The following is a 16,092-nucleotide window of genomic DNA, read 5'->3' as shown; positions in this document are numbered from 1 at the left end:
ACTTTTGGGGTGCGGTTCAAGTTGGCACTTGTTTTGAGTTGGTTGATGTTGCCTTTGTTAAAAGCGTCAGGATTGGTTTCATGGATGGCGGTCATCACTTCATTAACACTCATGTTGTTTGCTTGTGCAATGACGTTCGCAATACTCCACAAGCTATCGCCTTGTTGCACAACATAAGTCGCTTGACCTGACTGGGATTCGGTAGGTGCTGTTGTTTGGGTTTGCTCAGGTTGTGATGCGGGTTGTTCTGCCATGGTGTCTTGGGCGATGAATGGCTCATCAAACGTTGGAGCGGTAGGCGTCGGCGGTACTTGCCCAGCAGGGTATACACGACGCACTATCTCTTCGGTTAGGATATCAACTTGTCTGTTGGTGCCTTCAGGGGTGATTTGTGATAATACCGCTTCTTCTTTGGAGATGATGTTGCCTTCGCTGGTGCCTATGGCGGTGGGCACAGGTTCGAGTACAGGGGTGCCTTGAGTAATGACCTGTGTTATTGGTTCGTCAAACTGCATGAAGTCATCAGGTGTTTCGGTGATGGGGCTGGTTTCGGGTAGGTTGGGTCGGGTCTCAGCGGTCACTACCTGCGTTACTTTGTCTTCAGGTAGGGTGAAAGCATTGGTAGCAGGCAAAGGCATGAGCAAGGTCTGTGGCTCAATGATTTGCTCGCCGTTGTTATTTAAGTTTAGTACGACATCAGCAAAGGGTGTGCTGATGGGTTGGTTGGAAGTTAGGGTGATTTGACCTGCGTTGTTTGATGTGGGTGTAAAACTCACCGAAATCTGAGCATCGGGGCTAAGACCCATCTGGCGATAGATGTCGTTACTGGCGACAGATGCATGGAAGTTTGCCGCATCAATATTGGTAACATTTATCGTGGCAGATAAAGGCTCATGTTGTGCCGATGTGATGTTGGCTTGACCTAGATTCATGGCAGAAGCATTTAGGCTTACCATACCAAACAACGAAGCAAGCACTGCTTGATAAATAAAAGTAGTGCGGTGAGTTTTATGCCAAGACATAGTTATCCTTTAAAGGGTTGTCAATAATGAATAAAAAGAGACCGTCAAATAAACGGTTTTATGGTGCATTTATAACAAAATATGGCAAAAAATGCTAGCTTATTTTGATAATTTGCAAATATATGGTATTAAAATGTAGGCAAGCGGTAAGATTTTTGCAAAACTTTACAATATCTGCAAAAACCAAAACCGCTCAACCTAACAACATTCTGCTTGGGTAGGCTAAGCAGATTTAAGGGTTAAATACGCCCTTGAATGATGGCAAGCATACGGCGAAGTGGTTCGGCAGCCCCCCACAGTAGTTGGTCGCCCACGGTAAAGGCAGTCAAATACTCGCCACCCATGTTCATCTTACGCAGACGACCGACCGCCACATTTAGCGTACCTGTTACCGCCACAGGGGTCAGGCGTGCCATGCTGTCGGGTTTGTTGTTAGGGACAATGTCAAGCCAGGGGCTTTTTGCATCAATCAAAGCCTTTTCAATCTCGTCAAGTGGAATGTCTTTTTTGAGCTTGATGGTCAAGGCTTGGCTGTGGCAACGCATTGCTCCGATACGCACACAGATGCCGTCAATATTGATAAGCTCGCTATCAGCCTTGCCTAGGATTTTGTTGGTTTCGGCTTGACCTTTCCACTCTTCACGGGATTGACCGTTGTCAAGCTGACTGTCAATATAAGGGATTAGACTACCTGCAAGCACCGCCCCAAAATGCTGTTTTGGAAACTCATCCGAACGCTGAGTATCAGCGATGGTGCGGTCAATCTCCAAAATGGCAGAGGCAGGGTCGGCAAGTTTGTCCGCCACGCTATCACGCAGTACGCCCATGCCAGAGATAAGCTCACGCATGTTGTTGGCTCCTGCACCGCTTGCTGCCTGATAAGTCATGGCAGACACCCACTCAACCCAATCACGGCGGAACAGCTCACCGATTGCCATCAGCATAAGGGATACGGTGCAGTTACCACCAATAAAGTCTTTTTTGCCGTCTTTTAGGGCAGTATCAATGACATCACGATTGACAGGGTCTAAGATGATGATGGCATTGTCGTCCATACGCAGTGAGCTTGCCGCATCAATCCAGTAACCATCCCAGCCACTTTCACGCAAGGCAGGGTGTACCGCTTTGGTGTAGTCGCCCCCTTGACAGGTGATAATTGCATCACATTTGGCAAGCTCATTGATGTCGTTTGCGTCTTTTAATGTGCTATCGCTCTTGATTTTGCCACCAAAATCAGGGGCGTTGCCACCTGCATTACTGGTTGAAAAAAACACAGGAGTGATATGCTCAAAATCATTTTCTTCAATCATGCGGTTCATGAGTACCGAACCAACCATGCCACGCCAGCCCACAAGACCGACCGTTAATTTATCTGCCATAATTAACACCTTAAATTTATTAAAAAGTTGTAACCCATAACTATGCCTTTTTTGGGCAAAAAAAGCAAGTGTTTTTGTTAAATTTCATAAATTTTCCAGTAAACATCAGTAAAACTGATAAGTTTTCACACAAATGTCGGCAATCGCTTACAAAATTTTAGGCATTTTACCAATGGTCAGCGATGGGCAGAATTTTTATAATACACAAAAATATGGTGATAAAATCGATGATAAAATCAAGAAAAAAACCAGGATAATAGGAACTAAATCGCCGTTAGGAATGGCAAGGAAAATTCATTTTAATCTTACCCACACCCAGCTTAGTGATAAGCTGGGTTTATTTTTGTGTGGTTTGAGACATGCCTGTTTTTGGTGTGTAAGCAAGAAAAGGTTTAACCGTCTTTATGCAAAAATAGAATGAAATTGTAGGCATTGCAACCTAGGGCGTGCCTACCATTGATAACATTTTTATAAAATAAGATGAAAATTTAACGTTTTAATCCATTTTTTATTGCAAATACAAAAGGTAGGCAAGCCCCGATAACAGGTCTATGATAAATGACCAAACGGGATAATAAAAATGCAAACACTCCAAAAATTGCCAATAGCAAATAAATCACCCAATGTGGAAAATTGGCAAAGGGACTATTTAACCCCAACCCAAAAATCTCATTGATAAGCAATAACAAACATCACCAAACAAGAAACCATGATGACAAATACCGCCATACGTCTTTGGCGGTAGTAGGTTAGGGGGTAGGTTGAATTATTCATAAAATTTCACGATATATGATGATGATTGGTAGGCTTTATGTTATAATTCGCAAACCTTATTTATTCTACCACATCTTTGTTGATGTGGTTTATTTATCGGTTGTCATCGCCCATTTTATCATCGACCATTCATCAGCTCATGAATCTACCCCATTTTTTTGAAAAAATCCTAAATGATTTGTACCAAAGCGTGTATGTGTCGCTTGGCGGTTCGCTCGACGATGAGACCCTAAACTGGACAGAGCGGGGCATGGCTGTTGCCAGTATTAGCATTAAGATATTGATTTTATTGGTGATTATTGGCTTTTTTTATTGGCTGTTGGTCTATTTATTAAAGCATTGTCGCCGTCCGCTACACCTATCACAGCGTCATGTTTGGATTGCTCGGGCGGTACTGCGTTATACATGGTTTGTGGTGAGCTTGCTGGCGGTGATGACGCAGATTGGCACGCAGGCGGAGACCATCAAGGCAACAGCAAAAGCGGCGACTTGGGCGGGATTTTATTATGTGCTGTGGGCGGCCAGTGGGCAAATGGTTGCCAGAGTGTTACGTTACTATGAACTCAATGCGTCCATTGAACAACTGCTCAAAAACTTGATTTTGGTGCTGATTATCGTTTTTGCTTTGGCGAGCGTACTCGCCCAGTTTGGTTTTGATATTGTATCCTTGGTGGCAGGTTTGGGTATTGTGGGTTTGGCAGTGGGTTTTGCCGCCCAAAGCACGCTTGCCAACTTCATCGCGGGCATTACCATTTTGATAGAGCAGTCGTTTCAAGTGGGCGACTGGATTCGGCTTGGCGACAAAGAAGGACGAGTGGTCAAAATCTCCCTGCGAGCCACGCAAATCCTTGACCGTGATAACATCATTATCATCATTCCCAATTCGACCATGTCATCATCAGAAGTGATTAACCTAACGTCCAAAAAGATGATAAGATTTGATGTTAAAGCAAGAATTGGCTTATATGATGATGTCGCCCACGCCAAAGAAATCATCATCAAAACATTAAGCAAAGATGAAGTGATTTTAAAACACCCAGCCCCTATGGCGACCGTGAGTGAAGTGGGCGAATATGCCATTTATTTTATTGTGCGTTTTTGGGTTGCCCCATTATCGGTTGCCCGTATTCCGATTATCAAAGAAAACATCAATGAGCGTATTAAACAAGCCTTAGACGAAGCAGGATTTGAAACCCCTTATCCTTATCAAGAGATATTATTTAACCGCTCAGATGATAAAGAAAAACGCTTGGCAATGATTCATCAAGCATTGGATAAAAATATCAATGACAAAGAAGAAGATGTAGAGATTGCCATAAAAAGCAGTAACAATTAATTAAATAAACTGGTGTTATTTATACAATTATTTGTAATTTAAATTGATAATAACAAGCAATCATCTTGACAATGGCACTAACATCATTTTGCCCCGCCCATTTACCCTGCTAAACATCACCCCAAAAACAACAATTGCCACTACCATACCCGTCCCAAATTATGCTATAATACTTGGTTTACCCAAACCCCTTACCAAAATTCTTATCAAAAATTCTTATCAAATAAGCCCACACCATGCCAAAACTACCCTTTGCCGATTTTACCCCCACCGCCTTTGATGTTGTCATCACCTGTGCGGACAGTCTTGAAAATGCCTTATTGATAGAGCTTGATCTATTTGGGCTGGCAGGGCAGATTGTGCGGACGGGGCGGGTGCGTGTGGGCGTGTCGCTTGCCGACTTTTACAAAATTTGCCTATATAGCCGAGTGGCAAGCCGTGTGTTATTACCCATTGGCGAGTATTATTTTCGCCAAAAAACCCAAACCATAAACCAAGTGCGTGAAAGTGGCGGTAAAAAAACCACCCGCACGGTAGAGACCAAAGTCATTGACGAAGACGTACCCACCGCCTTGTATGAGTTCGCCAGTCGCTATGATTGGACTGGCGTGTTTGGCGTGGATAACACCTTTGCCATACGCCTATCCACCGACAAACGCCTGTCGGTAAACCAACAATTTGCCACCTTGCGTATCAAAGACGCTGTCGCTGACTGCTTTAACAAAAAATTAGGCGAGCGACCAAACGTGGACAAATCCCCTGATTTTCATATTTACGCCCACGCCACAGGTGAGCTTGCCGAGCTGTATCTTGACCTATCAGGCACGAGCCTGCACCGCCGTGGCTATCGTGTGGCGAACACGGACGCTCCTTTAAAAGAAAATTTGGCAAGTGCGTTGCTTTATGAATGCAACTGGCACAAGGGCGAGCATACCGCCATTATTGACCCCATGTGTGGCTCTGGCACGCTCATTACCGAAGCCTTACTCATGAAAACTGCCTACCCTGTGGGCATTGACAAAAAAGCAAGCGATTTTGGCTTTTATCATTGGCAATACCACGATGATGAGCTGTGGCAAACCCTTGCTGGTAAAGCCTTGGACGATTTTCATGCCAACCTTGCAAGCCTAGAACAAGCCCTTATCAAAGGCGACTTTACCGCCCTTGCCCTAGACGCTGACACTCATGCCGTGCGTGCCTGCCACAAGAACCTGATAGCGTCCGCCCTTGCCCCCATTGCCGAGTACGTCCGCCTAGAACAGCGACCGCTTGCCACCGCCAAAGCCGTGCTGAGCGAGCTTGCCACCGCCTATCCACTTGTCATCACCAATCCCCCCTATGGCGAGCGACTGGGCGAGAGCGATTTTATCAAGCCTTTGTATCACGGCTTGGGGCTTATCGTGGCGGACGGTTTGCGTCATGTGGGGCGTGCGGACATGGCGGTGCTGGCAAGCCACATTGAACACGCCGACACCTTGCCGATTGCCGAGCCAAACACCCTAAAATGCCATAACGGAGCATTGACTGTCTATTTTCGTCATGGGGCGGTAGAATTTGCCAAAACCGACCGTTTGGCACATGAATTGATTGTCAATTTTAATAAAAAAGAAATTGATAATCCTGATAGCCAAGAATTTATCAACCGCTTACAAAAAAATATCATCAATCTAAAAAAACACGCCCAAAAAAACAATATCAGCAATATGCGAATTTATGACGCTGATTTGCCAAATTATAATGTGGCGATTGATATTTATGGCGATAAAATTCATGTGCAAGAATATGCTCCGCCAAAACAAATTCCCACCGATGTCGCCAAAGCCCGTTTTAATTTGGTGTTATCCGCCATTCGTGATATTTTTAATGTCCACCGTGAAAGTATTTTTATCAAAACACGCATGAGACAATCAGGTAATGACCAATATACCAAAAATATTAAAGAAGATAATCAAAAATCCAAAAAAATGTATGTCGCTCACGAGCATGGGGCGTATTTGTATGTCAATTTTACCGATTATTTGGATACAGGATTATTTATTGACCACCGTAATATTCGTGAAATGATAAAAAACGCCAGCCGTGGCAAACATGTCTTAAATCTATTTGCCTATACTTGTACCGCCAGCGTGCATTCAGCAATGGGCGGAGCAAAGTCGGTAACGAGTGTGGATTTGTCTGCCAATTATCTAAATTGGGGTAAGCAAAATTTTGCCCTAAACGGACTTGATTTGACTGCTACGACGTCAGATAATACGCCAAAATATCAATTCATCGCCACCGATGTGTTTGACTGGTTAAAAAATAACACCGAGCAGTTTGAGGTGATATTTATTGACCCACCCACCTTTTCAAATTCTAAAAAGTTTAAGGGGACGTTTGACGTACAGCGAGACCATGTCGCCTTGATTAGCCGTGCCATGAATCGCCTTGCCCCAAATGGTGTGTTGTATTTTAGCAATAACTTTACCAAATTTGTGTTAGACGATGAAATCAAGGCTCGCTATGACGTAACGCCAATCACCGATAAAACCATTGGCGTGGATTTTAATCTTAAAAAACCCATTCATCAAAGTTTTAAAATCACGCACAAAAATCAAATGATGAAAGTGTATGAATTTGAAAGTGCGTTTGATACGGTGAATGACGATTGGCAAGATGAAATAAACGGTTATCATGATAAAAAGAGCCATGATAAAAAGAGTGATATAAAACATTCAAAAGACAGAGAGTTTAAAAAGTCTTTTGATAAATCTTTTGAAAAGTCTTTTGATAAAAAATTTGATAAATCAGACAATTCACGATTTAAAAAAGATGACAAAAAAGACAACTTTAAAAAAGATAGTTTTAAAGACAGTTTTAAAGGCAATGGCAAAAAGTCATTTGATAAAAAATTTGATAAATCTGATAAGTCATTTGATAAAAGACAAACAGGCAAAGACAGATTTCATGATAATGAACCTGTGAAATCAGATAAGCCAAAAGTACGCTATGAAAAGATTGATGGTAAATTGGTTGCCACACCCATAAATAACGCCCAAACCAACCAATCAAACCAACCCAAAAAATATGTGCTAAAATCAAAATCATGATGAAATGATTGATGTACCAAACCAAGTAGCAAAAAATTGAGAAACAGCCATGACCAACAGCCAAACCCTAAACGATGAAACCCTAAACGATGTAGAAAACCATGCCCAAAGCATTCATGCCTTATCTGCTGACAGCGACCGACAAACCAATACCAATGACGATGATGAGCATGAATTTGATGATGGCATCAAATCCGCCCGCTTTAAAAAACTACAAAAGAAACTGCGTAAAGAAGTATCATGGGCGATTCGTGATTTTAACATGATTGAAGACGGCGATGTCGTCATGGTGTGTATCTCAGGCGGTAAGGACAGCTTTACGCTCCTTGATATTTTACTGTTTTTAAAACGCATTGCTCCGATTGATTTTGATGTCGTGGCGGTCAATCTTGACCAAAAACAGCCCAATTTTCCAGAACACATCCTGCCTGAATACCTATCTAAGCAGGGCATTGCACATTATATCCTAGAAAAGGACACTTATAGCATCGTAAAATCAGTCGTGCCAGAGGGCAAGACTTACTGTTCAGCTTGTTCACGTCTAAGACGGGGCTCGCTGTACGGCTTTGCCAAGCAAATTGGGGCAACCAAGATTGCTCTGGGTCATCACCGTGATGACATTTTGGCAACATTCTTTTTAAATTTATTTCATGGTGGCAGTCTAAAAGCCATGCCCCCTAAGCTGTTATCTGATGATAAGCAAAATGTGCTTATTCGTCCGCTTGCCTATGTTGCTGAAAAGGACATCATCAAATATGCCAATTATAAACAATTTCCCATTATCCCTTGCGGTCTGTGTGGTTCACAAGAAAACCTGCAACGGGCGATGATAAATGACATGCTTCGTGAATGGGACAACGCCCATCCAAAGCGTTTGGCAAGTATGTTTAAGGCGTTACAAAATGTCGCCCCAAGCCAGCTTGCTGACCGAGAACTGTTTGATTTTGAAAGCCTAAAAACCAAGCGGACAGACGATAAAAGACTGTTTGAGGGCGATAACATTCAGGTGGGTATGGCGGACAAACTTGCTGATATTGGTTTGCCAACTGCTCCACAGGTGCAGACCTTTAATCCCAAATTTAGCAACAAAATTCCAACGATAAATCCTGTTATTGATTGATTGTGAGCCGAGCATGATAATAAAAGCACTGTTTATCATATTACTGCTGATGTGTGTGGGCGTTCAAGGTATGTTTATCTATCTGCTTGGCGGTTATGACCCACACGAGTTAAACAAACTGCTCAGAATGTGGGAGAGTTTTGGCGTTGAGATTGTGCCTTATACGGCTTTTATGCTGTCAATCACACAAGCAAAAGCCATTTGGCTAATCCCAAAGCTTAATTTAATCATTGGCGGTATGGCAATCATTAAAAAAGAATGGCATATTGGGCTATTGGTGCTTGTGCTGTCTTTTTTAATCGCCTTAGCCTTTGTTTGGGCGATATATTCGCCAGCGATGATGATTTCCATAAGATGATGACTTCCATAAGTGGGTGATATTTTATTTCACTTTTTAATATCAAGAGTGGTAGGGTGCATACGCACCAATATACTATCAAATTTAAATCAATTTCAACAAAACCAAAAGGTAGTTTTATGACCATAGCAAATCTAAATGTCATGATTAGTAGTGATGAAATCGCCCAAAAAGTGAGCGAGCTTGGTAGACAAATCACCGCTCATTATGCAAGCAGTGATAAAGAGCTGATTTTAATTGGTCTTTTGCGTGGTTCGGTGATTTTTATGGCGGATTTATGCCGAGCGATTGATAAAGCACATGAGTTTGATTTTATGACAGCATCCAGTTATGCCAAAGGTACGGTATCTAGTGGCGATGTCAAGATTTTAAAAGATTTGGATGGTGATATTCGTGGTAAAGATGTGTTGATTGTTGAAGACATCATTGATTCGGGGCGTACATTATCCAAAGTTGTGGAAATTTTACAGACCCGTGAGCCAAATTCTATTGAACTGTGTACGCTAATTAGCAAGCCATCTCGCCGTGAGATAGACATGGACGTGAGATTTTTGGGTTTTGAGGTTGAAGACCGTTTTATTGTGGGTTATGGTTTGGATTATGAACAAAAATACCGCCATTTGCCCTTTATTGGTGAGATTGGGTTGTCATAACTTATTGATTTATATGGGATATGCCCATTACTTATAACATTTTCATAGAATATGGCTTTTACCAAAGATGGGCATGCCCTAACTTATTTTTAAAATTTTAAATAAATCGGGCATCATGTCCGATTTTTTGATGATGGTTTAACGATGATAGAGCTAGCCCAGCCGATTAATACGGCAAGTTTGATTTATGTACTTGATTTTATTGGGGTTATTGCCTGTGCGGTGGCAGGTACCATGCTTGCCATTAGTAAGGGTTTTGATTTGTTTGGCTGCATTTTGGCATCTATGGTCAATGCCATTGGCGGTGGGACGATTCGTGATGTCATGCTTGACCGATATCCCCTGTTTTGGATGATGGATTTAAATTATGTATTTGCCATCACACTGACATCCATCCTGTGCCAGATGTTTTTTCGTCCAACGGCACGCATGAATGGCGTGTTAAAGTTGTTTGACGCCATTGGGTTGTCGGCATTTAGTGTGATTGGGCTGACGGTGGCTTTATCAATGGGGGCGACACCGCTGATTGCTGTGATGATGGCGGTGATGACCAGTATCGCAGGCGGTATCATGCGAGACATGATTTGCCAAGAGTTGCCGATGGTACTGCAAAAGGAGATTTATATTACCGCCAGTATCTTGGGGTCGCTGACCTATCTGGGGCTAGGGCGACTGGGTGTGGTGGCGTGGCTGTGTGAGCTTGCCATGCTGATGGTGGTGTTTGGTGTGCGAATGCTCGCGGTGCGATATGATTGGCATTTGCCAAGCATTCGTATGGTGTAAGATACAAAAAAATAAACCCCAAGATAGGGGTTTATTGTTGGTTGGGATATGTCCTAATTTTTAGTGTCTAAAATGTCTCATGCCGGTAAACACCATAGCAATGCCATGCTCATCGGCGGCAGCGATGACTTCATCATCACGCATTGAGCCACCGGGTTGAATAATGCACTTAATACCAGCTTTGGCGGCGTTGTCAATGCCGTCTCTAAATGGGAAAAAGGCGTCCGATGCCATAACCGCCCCTTCAACAGGCAGTCCTGCATGTTCGGCTTTGATAACAGCAATGCGAGCGGAGTTCACACGGCTCATCTGTCCTGCACCGATACCGATGGTTTGGCGGTTTTTGGCATAGACGATGGCGTTGGATTTGACGTATTTGGCAACTTTCCATGCGAAAATCAAATCATCAAGCTCTTGCTCGGTGGGCTGTGCTTTGGTAACGACTTTTAGGTCGGATTTATCAATCATACCCAAATCCTGCTCTTGGACAAGCAGTCCGCCATTTACACGCTTATAGTCAAGCTGTGGGGTACGTTCGTTGATGTTTGGCAATTCGCCACAGGTCAGTACACGCACGTTTTTCTTGGCGGACGTGATGTCAAGCACACCGTCTGCCACGCTTGGGGCGATGATAACCTCGACAAATTGACGGTCGATGATAGCCTTGGCGGTCTCCACGTCTAGCTCACGGTTAAAGGCGATAATCCCACCAAAGGCAGACTCAGGGTCGGTAGCATAGGCTAGGTTATAAGCGTCCAAAATACCGTCAAGCGACACCGCCACACCGCAAGGGTTGGCGTGTTTGACAATCACGCAGGCAGGTTTGGCAAAGGATTTGACACATTCCAATGCCGCATCGGTGTCGGCGATGTTGTTGTAGGATAGCTCTTTGCCTTGCAACTGTTTGGCGGTGGCGATGGATGCTTCTGTTGTACCACTTTCTACATAGAAACTGGCGGTTTGGTGGGGGTTTTCGCCATAGCGGAGTTCTTGGGCTTTATTAAGTTGAGTGTTAAAGGTGCGTGGGAATTGGGTTTTGGCGGTGGCATCATCGCTTAATGTCTCACCTTTGTCCAGTAGTCTTGCCCCCAAAAAGCTCGCTATCATACCGTCATAACTGGCGGTATGCTCAAAGGCTTTAACCGCCAAATTAAAGCGGGTGCTGTCTGATAATTTGCCATCTGCTTTTAGTTCGTTGATGACGGTGGCGTAGTCGGCAGGGCTTGTGATGATACCCACATATTTGTGGTTTTTGGCGGATGAGCGTACCATGGCAGGGCCACCAATGTCAATATTTTCAATGGCATCGCTCATGGTAACGCCATCTTTGGCAACCGTTTGGGCGAAGGGGTATAGGTTCACCGCCACGATATCAATGGCATCGATGCCATGCTCTGCCATGATGTCGGCATCTAGCTCACGGCGACCCAAGATACCGCCATGAATCTTAGGGTGTAAGGTTTTGACTCGTCCGTCCATCATCTCGGCAAAGCCGGTGTGGGCGGAGACTTCTGTGGCAGGGACACCGTTGTTGGTCAAAAGCTTAAAAGTGCCACCAGTGGACAAAATACCAAAGCCTAAGGCGGATAATTCTTGGGCGAACTCTACAATGCCTGCCTTGTCAGAGACGGAGAGTAGGGCAAATTTTTTCATAAAAGTACCTTTTTAGGTTGCAAGGGTGGATAAAACGGAATTAAAAGTGGGATTAAAACAAAACGAAAACCCGCCAAAAAATGACGGGTGCAAAACATGGGGAAATTATAATAAGCCATGCGTTTTTAGCTTGGTGCGGAGCGTGCCACGATTTAGCCCAAGCATTTGGGTGGCCTTGGATTGGTTGTTGCGTGTGTGTCTCATGACCGTTACCAACAGGGGTCTTTCAAGCTCATGTAAAAAAATCTCATACATGTTGGTGGTGTTCTCGCCATTTAGGTGCATCAAGTAACTCTCCACCGCTTTTTTGACTTCATCGTGTAGCGGGGTGGTTTCTTGGATGGGGGGCGTGGGGGTCATCATAACAGCTCCTGTGTCTAACTTAACCTTGTCATTAGGGTGGCAGGCTAGGAAATATCTATCAATCGCTTGTCGGTAAGAATGGATATTTCCTTGAATTATTGTAAAACAATTACCATAATTTGACAAGTCATGGGGTGCTTGTAATGTTAAGCTGTATTATCTTATTGTTAATTCATGTTAAGAAATAATCACAATGTGGTAGGGCACGCCTGCCTTTTGTATTTGCAATNNTTTAAAAAAGCAGGGGAATCACATATTTTCATGTAAAAACGCCATTTTATCTCTATAAAATTTCTAAATGTTAAATTGTGTTATAAAAGTTCAACATGCCCTAATTTATCATCCAAGCCGATAGGGTAGGAGTTTCCCCTAACAGACCGATAAACCTAAGCGTCGGGTAACTTGGTATCATTGATAAAATGGCGTGACTGTTACCGAGCTTGCTTTGGGGGCAGAGTTTGCTGAGAGCATGACTCGCTTATGCTGATTGGCAAGCAGGGTGGTTTGAGATTCGCCAAGATAATCTTTGGTGTCCGCCACAAAATCTGCCACAACCACGCCATTGCCGTCTTTAAACTGCACCAGTAAATAAGGAAACAGCTGTTCTGAACTGGTTTTGTTGGTGATGTCAATGATGACGTCTTTTTGATTTTCTAAGGATGATGTGACTTCCAAGCCATTTAAATCTGCCGATGGAATGTTGCAAGGAACGACCCCGCAGACGGTATGAGCAAGGCTGGCGGTTTCGGGGTTTTTGGCAAGTTTATCTACATTAAACAGGGCATATTGTACTGCCAGTAGCCCAACGAGCAACAAACACCCGACAAGCCATAGTAACTGTGACCCTAAGGATTTTTTGCTGGCAAGTTGTTGGGCGGTGGGTTTGTTTGGCTGGATTTCTTTGATGCTGGTTGGTTTTTTGGGTTTGGGTGTGGCGACAGGAATGATGGCATCCAAATCCACGTTGTTTGTGGTAGAGTTGGTGTTGGTGGTTTGGGCAGTGCTGACAGGCTTGGTATCTTTGAGTAAATCGTCAGCCCAAGATTCTCCCCCTTCGCTGTCTGCCATCTCATCCTTGGTGCTTTTGGCGACTGTCGGAGCAAAGCTGATGTTGTCTTTTAAAAAGCTATCCAATTCATCATCAGAAAAACTCACGCCAGAGACAGCTTTGGGTTTGTTTTCTTCTACGCCATCCATTTCATCATGAATCATGCCTTCGGTGGGTGCAGGTTTGACACGTTTGGTGCGTTTTGGGGTGGGGCGTGCCACCGTTTGGGCTGTCTGAGCTGGCTGTGGATCAGGAGTTGCTTGTCTTTGAGCTTGGGCAGCAGGCGAGCTACTGACCAGATTGGCATTTAGAAAAAACACTTGCTGACACTTACCGCATTTGGCACGAGCATTGGGGTCGCCAAGTTTGGCGGTCGGCATGGGGTAGGTCGTTTGGCAATGGGGGCACTTAGTTTGGTTGCTCATGTTTTTGTTAAATCCAATTTAGACAAAGGTTGGATGATGATTTTTATATCATCAACATCGTATACACTATTTTGCTTTATGCTACTAAATTGTTACGCACTTGACAATTTTAATCCGCTCAGCTGTGCTTAATAGCGGATAAACGATACCAATGATGGTCTTCGCTGTTATCATAATGATAAGGTGTGTCAAGGTCAAAATAAGGCTGGTATGCCATCATGACATCATCAACTTGGTTCTCAATGAGTCCTGCCAAGACAATATTGCCTTTGTCTTTTAACAAGGTGGTAAAAAATGGAGCAAAGTGAATGAGTGGCTTGGCTAGGATATTGGCGGTGATGGTGTCAGCGAGCGTGCCATGTGTCTCTTGATGAGCCTTAAATTCTTCGGGCAAAAATACCAACATTTTGTCTTCAACGCCATTGAGCTTGGCGTTTTGGCGAGTGGCAAGCACCGCTTGGGGGTCAATATCGACCGCTAGCACCTGCTTGGCTCCAAGTAATAACGCCCCCACGCCCAAAATCCCCGAGCCACAGCCGTAGTCAATGATGACCTTGTCGGTCAAATCCTGCTCGGCAAGCCAGTCAAGGCACAGTCGTGTGGTGGCGTGATAGCCCGTACCAAAGGCAAGACCAGGGTCTAAGATAAGGTTGGTGGCACTCGGGTCGGGAGCGTCTAGCCATTCGGGGACGATCCATAGATTGCCAGCACACTGAATGGGCTTATAATAGGTCATCCACTCACGTGTCCAGTCCTTATCATCAAGTACCGACAGCCACACACGGCTCGCCCCCACTTCGGCGGCGATGTCATGGGCAAGGCTCTCAAAGTTGGTGCCATCAAATCGCCCATCGGTGTTGGTGTCAAAAATGGCAGTCAGTACCACATCGCCCCATAATGGCTCTTCACCAGGCATGGGTTCAAACAGCGGTTCATCGCCTGCGTCTTCTAGCAGGATGGAGACTGCTTCGGCTTCATAAAATAGTGCTTCGGCAAGTTCAACTTGCTCTTTGGTTAATTGTAGGTGAATTTGTTGCCATGCCATGAGATTTTCCTGTTCGTTGGTGTGCCAAATTGGTTGGCGAATACTGGGTAGGGTAAATATTTGGGTTTGGTGGTTATTTGGGGTCATCATCGGTCAAGATTGCCAAATCGTCTTTGCAAAGGTTGTCAATATTGGATTTGCAAAAATCAGGGTCAAGACGGCAGATGGCATTTTGCAACGCTTCGATGTGCTTATCTTGGGCTTGGATGTGAGTGAGTAGTTTGGCGATACTCGTTGCCACAGGGTCGGCACTGTTGGGGCTTAGCCCATAGGCGTTGAAACTGGCGTCATTGGTAGATTCTAGGCGGATACTCTTATCGGGGGTGCTGGGTTTGGGTGTGTCGCTTTTGATGTCATCGCCTGTTTCGGTGTTTTTGACGTTTTTGTCAATCATGCGAGCTGCTGAGCCGACCATGGTTGCCCCTGCGGGGACGGGCTTGACGACCACGGCATTTGAGCCGATTTTGGCGTTATCGCCCACGCTAAAACCGCCCAAGATTTTCGCCCCTGCTCCAACCACGACATTATCGCCAAGCGTGGGATGGCGTTTTGTGCCTTTCTCCCATGACACCCCGCCAAGTGTGACACCATGATATAAAGTCACGTCATCGCCAATCTCGGCTGTCTCACCGATGACGACCCCCATGCCATGGTCAATGAACAGACGTTTGCCAATCTTGGCAGCAGGGTGAATCTCAATGCCTGTCGCCATGCGTGTCAAGTGAGATAAACCCCTTGCCAAAAATTTGTGGTCAGCCTGCCACAGGGTGTGAGACGCACGGTGTAAGGTGCGAGCATGAATGCCTGGATAAGTCAGGGCAATCTCAATCTTAGTGCGAGCGGCAGGGTCACGTTCTAGCACCGCACTCAAATCATCATTGATGGCACAGGCTAGGCTTTTGAGTTTGGAATTTGTTAGCTTGGAAAAGATACTCATGGCAGATAACGCATTTTAAAATGGCTTATTCTACCATCAAAAGCTCGCTGAGTATAGGGTTTGTTTGATTTTTAAGATGTCTAAGTTGGGAAATTTTTAAGGGAAAT

Annotated in this window: 14 protein-coding genes; 7 read left to right on the top strand and 7 right to left on the bottom strand. The window is 44.5% G+C overall.

What is annotated here, in order from left to right:
- A partial coding sequence (locus B5J94_RS08910; protein WP_322853508.1) for a type IV pilus assembly protein FimV occupies positions 1-1,022 on the bottom strand: 1,022 nt, incomplete at its 3' end.
- Positions 1,023-1,261: 239 nt separating this feature from the next.
- A complete protein-coding gene (asd, locus tag B5J94_RS08905; RefSeq protein WP_062499158.1) occupies positions 1,262-2,401 on the bottom strand; it encodes an aspartate-semialdehyde dehydrogenase in 1,140 nt (379 codons plus the stop codon).
- Positions 2,402-2,534: 133 nt separating this feature from the next.
- Between asd and B5J94_RS08900 the strand changes: the two genes are divergently transcribed.
- From B5J94_RS08900 to B5J94_RS08865, 7 genes are all read left to right on the top strand, one after another.
- Positions 2,535-2,822 carry a hypothetical protein gene (locus tag B5J94_RS08900; RefSeq protein WP_143821948.1) on the top strand — a complete coding sequence of 96 codons (288 nt, stop codon included), beginning with the start codon at positions 2,535-2,537 and terminating at the stop codon, positions 2,820-2,822.
- Between the two features lie 492 nt (positions 2,823-3,314).
- Positions 3,315-4,511, top strand: coding sequence for a mechanosensitive ion channel family protein (locus tag B5J94_RS08890; protein WP_062499160.1), 1,197 nt, complete (start codon positions 3,315-3,317; stop codon positions 4,509-4,511).
- Positions 4,512-4,747: 236 nt separating this feature from the next.
- The gene (rlmKL, locus tag B5J94_RS08885) at positions 4,748-7,600 is read left to right on the top strand and encodes a bifunctional 23S rRNA (guanine(2069)-N(7))-methyltransferase RlmK/23S rRNA (guanine(2445)-N(2))-methyltransferase RlmL (protein ID WP_079364077.1); all 2,853 of its coding nucleotides are present in this window, start codon (positions 4,748-4,750) and stop codon (positions 7,598-7,600) included.
- Between the two features lie 49 nt (positions 7,601-7,649).
- On the top strand, positions 7,650-8,720 hold the full coding sequence (gene ttcA / locus B5J94_RS08880; protein ID WP_062499155.1) for a tRNA 2-thiocytidine(32) synthetase TtcA: 1,071 nt from the start codon (positions 7,650-7,652) through the stop codon (positions 8,718-8,720).
- Positions 8,721-8,733: 13 nt separating this feature from the next.
- Complete coding sequence (locus B5J94_RS08875) at positions 8,734-9,078, top strand: hypothetical protein (RefSeq protein ID WP_143821947.1); 345 nt, start codon at positions 8,734-8,736, stop codon at positions 9,076-9,078.
- A gap of 119 nt (positions 9,079-9,197) precedes the next feature.
- Entirely contained in the window at positions 9,198-9,731 is a 534-nt protein-coding gene (gene hpt, locus B5J94_RS08870) for a hypoxanthine phosphoribosyltransferase (RefSeq protein WP_062499153.1), read from the top strand.
- A gap of 147 nt (positions 9,732-9,878) precedes the next feature.
- Positions 9,879-10,514 carry a trimeric intracellular cation channel family protein gene (locus B5J94_RS08865; protein ID WP_373280022.1) on the top strand — a complete coding sequence of 212 codons (636 nt, stop codon included), beginning with the start codon at positions 9,879-9,881 and terminating at the stop codon, positions 10,512-10,514.
- Between the two features lie 60 nt (positions 10,515-10,574).
- On the opposite strand, the gene purH is transcribed toward B5J94_RS08865, so the two are convergent.
- From purH to cysE, 5 genes are all read right to left on the bottom strand, one after another.
- Positions 10,575-12,167, bottom strand: coding sequence for a bifunctional phosphoribosylaminoimidazolecarboxamide formyltransferase/IMP cyclohydrolase (gene purH / locus B5J94_RS08860; RefSeq protein ID WP_062499151.1), 1,593 nt, complete (start codon positions 12,165-12,167; stop codon positions 10,575-10,577).
- A 105-nt stretch (positions 12,168-12,272) separates the two neighbouring features.
- Complete coding sequence (fis, locus tag B5J94_RS08855; protein ID WP_062499150.1) at positions 12,273-12,530, bottom strand: DNA-binding transcriptional regulator Fis; 258 nt, start codon at positions 12,528-12,530, stop codon at positions 12,273-12,275.
- Positions 12,531-12,938: 408 nt separating this feature from the next.
- Entirely contained in the window at positions 12,939-14,003 is a 1,065-nt protein-coding gene (locus B5J94_RS08850; protein ID WP_062499149.1) for a DUF3426 domain-containing protein, read from the bottom strand.
- Between the two features lie 118 nt (positions 14,004-14,121).
- Complete coding sequence (prmA, locus tag B5J94_RS08845) at positions 14,122-15,048, bottom strand: 50S ribosomal protein L11 methyltransferase (RefSeq protein ID WP_062499159.1); 927 nt, start codon at positions 15,046-15,048, stop codon at positions 14,122-14,124.
- Between the two features lie 73 nt (positions 15,049-15,121).
- On the bottom strand, positions 15,122-15,985 hold the full coding sequence (gene cysE / locus B5J94_RS08840) for a serine O-acetyltransferase (protein ID WP_062499148.1): 864 nt from the start codon (positions 15,983-15,985) through the stop codon (positions 15,122-15,124).
- Positions 15,986-16,092: the final 107 nt, after the last annotated feature.

Source organism: Moraxella lacunata (genome assembly GCF_002027545.1).
GTDB lineage: Bacteria > Pseudomonadota > Gammaproteobacteria > Pseudomonadales > Moraxellaceae > Moraxella > Moraxella lacunata.
The sequence above is the reverse complement of the archived record's forward strand: the minus strand, read 5'-3'. Positions and strand labels throughout refer to the sequence as shown.

Excerpts from the sequence above, each read along its gene's own strand:
- asd (WP_062499158.1), bottom strand. The coding sequence starts at position 2,401 with ATGGCAGATAAATTAACGGTCGGTCTTGTGGGCTGGCGTGGCATGGTT.
- fis (WP_062499150.1), bottom strand. The coding sequence starts at position 12,530 with ATGATGACCCCCACGCCCCCCATCCAAGAAACCACCCCGCTACACGAT.
- prmA (WP_062499159.1), bottom strand. The coding sequence starts at position 15,048 with ATGGCATGGCAACAAATTCACCTACAATTAACCAAAGAGCAAGTTGAA.
- purH (WP_062499151.1), bottom strand. The coding sequence starts at position 12,167 with ATGAAAAAATTTGCCCTACTCTCCGTCTCTGACAAGGCAGGCATTGTA.
- B5J94_RS08900 (WP_143821948.1), top strand. The coding sequence starts at position 2,535 with ATGTCGGCAATCGCTTACAAAATTTTAGGCATTTTACCAATGGTCAGC.
- ttcA (WP_062499155.1), top strand. The coding sequence starts at position 7,650 with ATGACCAACAGCCAAACCCTAAACGATGAAACCCTAAACGATGTAGAA.
- hpt (WP_062499153.1), top strand. The coding sequence starts at position 9,198 with ATGACCATAGCAAATCTAAATGTCATGATTAGTAGTGATGAAATCGCC.
- B5J94_RS08850 (WP_062499149.1), bottom strand. The coding sequence starts at position 14,003 with ATGAGCAACCAAACTAAGTGCCCCCATTGCCAAACGACCTACCCCATG.
- B5J94_RS08875 (WP_143821947.1), top strand. The coding sequence starts at position 8,734 with ATGATAATAAAAGCACTGTTTATCATATTACTGCTGATGTGTGTGGGC.
- B5J94_RS08890 (WP_062499160.1), top strand. The coding sequence starts at position 3,315 with ATGAATCTACCCCATTTTTTTGAAAAAATCCTAAATGATTTGTACCAA.
- rlmKL (WP_079364077.1), top strand. The coding sequence starts at position 4,748 with ATGCCAAAACTACCCTTTGCCGATTTTACCCCCACCGCCTTTGATGTT.
- cysE (WP_062499148.1), bottom strand. The coding sequence starts at position 15,985 with ATGAGTATCTTTTCCAAGCTAACAAATTCCAAACTCAAAAGCCTAGCC.